The organism is Noviherbaspirillum sp. (genome assembly GCF_035654295.1).
In the GTDB taxonomy this organism is placed as follows: Bacteria; Pseudomonadota; Gammaproteobacteria; order Burkholderiales; family Burkholderiaceae_D; genus Noviherbaspirillum.
On sequence record NZ_DASRXF010000135.1, the window covers coordinates 1 to 3555 of the forward strand.

General features: G+C 62.8%; 5 protein-coding genes. 3 read left to right on the forward strand and 2 right to left on the reverse strand.

Annotated features, from left to right (window positions below):
• Positions 1-388, reverse strand: a 388-nt coding sequence (locus tag VFF99_RS13545) for an enoyl-CoA hydratase-related protein (RefSeq protein WP_325018720.1), incomplete at its 3' end; no start/stop codon positions are given.
• Between the two features lie 219 nt (positions 389-607).
• Here VFF99_RS13545 and VFF99_RS13550 point away from each other — a divergent pair.
• A complete protein-coding gene (locus VFF99_RS13550; protein ID WP_325018722.1) occupies positions 608-1231 on the forward strand; it encodes a hypothetical protein in 624 nt (207 codons plus the stop codon).
• A 111-nt stretch (positions 1232-1342) separates the two neighbouring features.
• Here the strand turns inward: VFF99_RS13550 and VFF99_RS13555 are convergent, their stop codons facing one another.
• Complete coding sequence (locus tag VFF99_RS13555) at positions 1343-2158, reverse strand: CHRD domain-containing protein (protein WP_325018727.1); 816 nt, start codon at positions 2156-2158, stop codon at positions 1343-1345.
• 122 nt (positions 2159-2280) lie between these two features.
• Between VFF99_RS13555 and VFF99_RS13560 the strand changes: the two genes are divergently transcribed.
• Both VFF99_RS13560 and VFF99_RS13565 read left to right on the forward strand, forming a co-directional pair.
• The gene (locus tag VFF99_RS13560) at positions 2281-2424 is read left to right on the forward strand and encodes a hypothetical protein (protein WP_325018724.1); all 144 of its coding nucleotides are present in this window, start codon (positions 2281-2283) and stop codon (positions 2422-2424) included.
• A gap of 198 nt (positions 2425-2622) precedes the next feature.
• Positions 2623-3465 (forward strand): OmpA family protein, encoded by an 843-nt coding sequence (locus VFF99_RS13565; RefSeq protein WP_325018726.1) that lies wholly within the window; start codon positions 2623-2625, stop codon positions 3463-3465.
• Positions 3466-3555 lie beyond the last annotated feature (90 nt).

Sequence of the window (3555 nt, forward strand, 5' to 3'; positions counted from 1 at the left end):
CGCTGCCGCCGGCGACCGCATGGCCGTGCACCTTCGCGATCGTCGGCTTCGGGCTGCGCCACAGGCTCATGAAGTCTTCGGTGTTGCGCTTCATGTAGGCATAGTCTTCCATCGGGTCCCAAGGGAATTTTTCCTGCTGGCAGGGATGGTCGACCTGGCCCTGGCCGAAGTACTGCAGGTCATAGCCGCCGCAGAAGCCCTTGCCCGCGCCTTCCACCACGATCACGTGCACTTCGCTGTCGGCATTGGCCCAGTCGACCGCTTCGCGAATGTCGCGCGGCATGTCTTCATTGATCGCGTTCAGCCGCTCCGGGCGGTTGAGCTTCAGGCGGGCGACGCGGGGATTGACGGGGTCCTTGTCGATGACGACGGATGGGAATGCGGGCATGCTTGTCTCCTTGTTTTTTCTGTCGGACACGACCGGAACGGGTTGTTCCGGCCTGGCGGTACGACCGTTATTTTGCACCGAACGGGATTTGCCGTCTCGGCAACAGGACAAGGCAGTGTTTCCGCGATAAGGCAACTGGCATGAGTCCTGCAAGGGTGTGCGGTACGGATGCCGCATTGCTGTTTTGGCCGGCACCCGCTTCCTGCAGGAGGTGCAATCATGCGTGCGAACATTCTTTCCCTGTTGTCGCTATCCCTGACCGGCTGCGTCGCGTTCACCACGTCTGGCACTCAGGAAACAGTCCTGTTTTCTCCGACGCTGGAGACACCCGTCGAAAGCGCCCGGCCGGTGCTGAAGCCGCATGAGGGCGTGCCGCTGGCGATTGAGTTCGCGTGTCCGGACCGGCTCGGCACGCTGATGACGTCTTACGTGATTCCCTTGCCGCCCGTCATCCCGGCCGGCGCCGTGTTCGAACCCGTGTCCTACCTGCGCGTGCGGACGCCGGAAGGGGCGGAAACAGTGTTGGCGCATACGCGCATTGTTACGCAGCAGGGAAACGCGATACCGCTGTCCGATGCGCGACCGTTCAGACGCACGATCGGCAATGACGGCAGCGTGGAAACCACGTACGCATTGAACAAGGAATGCGCGGCCTTCAATGGCGGAGTGCTGGAGGTCGCGGGCTTTTCCTACAACAACAAGTCCTATCCGGCATCGCAGTCGCGGCTGCAGTTCGACTCGCGTATCACGGCCGACGTCGGCTGGTGGCCGCCCGCCTTGTTCAACGGCGGTGAGCCGCTGCACGGGGCCGTGCCGGACCGACATGAAATGCCGGCGCAGTAAGCGCAGGCGCCTGCTCCGCCATGCCGGCTGCGGCAAGCGGATCAGGCGAGACGCTACCGTCATGGGTAAATGGGCGCCGCCGGCGCCCATCCCTGGGTCAGCTGTACGACTTCAGCGCTTCGACGCCGCCTTCTGCTTCGGCGCCGCATTCTGCTGCGCCCGCGCCGCCCTGGCCGTTTCCGGCGACGCCGGCAGCAGTTGCCCGCGCAGGTCGCCGAAATAGGTCTGCGCATAGGTATGCAGGTTGAAGTAGAGCGCGCCCTCCCGCGCCAGCTGCGCCACCCCGGAAACGGTGGCCGCCTTTGCCGGCTTGCCGCCGGTAAGCGACGGTGCGGCAACCAGGCAGCCGGCCAGCGCCTGGCCTTCCACGGTGCTGTCGCCCTGCGCGCTCCGGGCGACGACCTGGTCGGTGATTTCGACGGACAGCACGCCTTTCTTGAAGCTCTTCTGGAGGTCGGTGATCTGGCCAAAGTCGATCAGCACCGGCCCAAGGTTGTCGGGCTTGCCGCAGTGGATATGGAACAAATTGACGTCCTCGGCGCGGATGCCTTCAATCTTGACGTCAACATAGGCGCGGCTCATGTCATTGCGGAAGCGCAGCACGCCGTGGCCGCGATGGCCTTCGAGATCACGCTGCACACGGTTCTTCGAAGGCGCGGTCGAACGGAATTCCTGCGGCGCGTTGGCCGGCGTGTCCTGCTCTTCGCCTGCTTCCTGCAGCGGGCTCATGTATGACTCGAACACTTCCCCGATCATGCTCCCGCGTTGCGGGTAAAGCGCCACCGGCCTGAGCGGCGACGACACCTGCGCCGTCGCAGTGGTTTTCGCTGAGGAATGCACGTGGCCCTGGGCGAACGCCGCGCCCGTCACGACCATGAGCGCGGCGCCTAGCACCGCAGCGTGGCCGCTCAACTTTTCATTTTTCATATCCAAACAAGACTCCCTGGTTGTTATTGAAACGGCAGGCCCGCAGCGGGATCCTGCCGGTCCGGGATATTGCGGGAGCCGGGGAGGAATGCATATACTGCATTTGCAGTATATGCATTACCATGGCCATGCCGCCTGAAAGCATCCGCGATAACCCGACCAGAACAAAGGTGACGCCCTTGGCAAGGTCGATCGACCCGACCCTGGAGAATCGCACCGCGGCGCTGGAAGATGCGCGGTTGCTCGCTACCGTCAAGGAGGAATGACGGTGGTGGCGCGGCGCACGCAAGGAAAGCGGCAACACGCCTTCACTACTGGTATCTGACCGCCCCATATTTGTGGTATTTGCACTTTTCATCCGGCGCATGTTTAATTTCGGGACGGCGGTGCTATTGCTTGCCCGTCCCTGCTTGTATCCCGACCCGGTTCATTCAACAACCAACATCGATAACACGGAGCGCATATTGAACCTCGCTTTCAAACGCTTGATCGCACTGATCCTCGTTACCTTCACCGCCACCGCCTTGGCCGCGAAAGACCCGGCCGACCTGGAAGAGACGGAAGAGCATCCGGAAATCACCCGCTTCCCCGGCTTCTACATCGATAACAGCAAGCGCAACGACTTCAATGAATTCCAGTTCGCCAGCAAGGCCAACCCGGACGATGGCGAAACCAAGGAAGGCAAGTACTGGTTCATCGACTACATCCTGAAGGAAGGCGTGCGCCAGCCGAGCACGGTGGAGCTGATCCGCAACTACGAGAACGCCTTCAAGAAGGCCGGCGGCAGCCTGGTGCGGCGACATGGCGAAGTCGCGGTGTTCCGCGTGCCGCGTCCAGACGGCGAGCGCTGGGTGCAGATCAGCGTCGACAACGGCGGCTACCGCTACCAGCTGCATATCGTCGACGTCGCCGCAATGGCGCAAAAGGTCGAGTTCTCGGCGGGCGAAATGGCGGCCGCGATCAAGGCCACCGGTTTCGTGGCGCTGAACGGCATCGTGTTCGATACCGGAAAGGCGACCATCAAGCCGGAATCGGAAGCGCTGCTGGCGGAAGTGGTGTCGCTGCTGAAGAACGACAGGCAGCTGAAGCTGTCGGTGGAAGGCCATACCGACAATGTCGGCGACAAGAAGTCCAACGCCGAACTCTCCTTGAAGCGCGCCGAAAGCGTGGTGAAGTACCTGGAAGGCAAGGGAATCGACGCCAGGCGCCTCAAGTCCGCCGGCAAGGGCGACGCGGCGCCGGTTGCGGACAACCGCACGGATGCCGGCAGGGCCAGGAACCGGCGCGTGGAGCTGGTGAAGTTCTGATTTTTCGACCAGAATGGCGGGTCGCGGCGTTTCAGGATGAGAACGGCGCCGCGCGCGACGGGCAGGCGGTGCGCAAAGCGAACGCTGCGA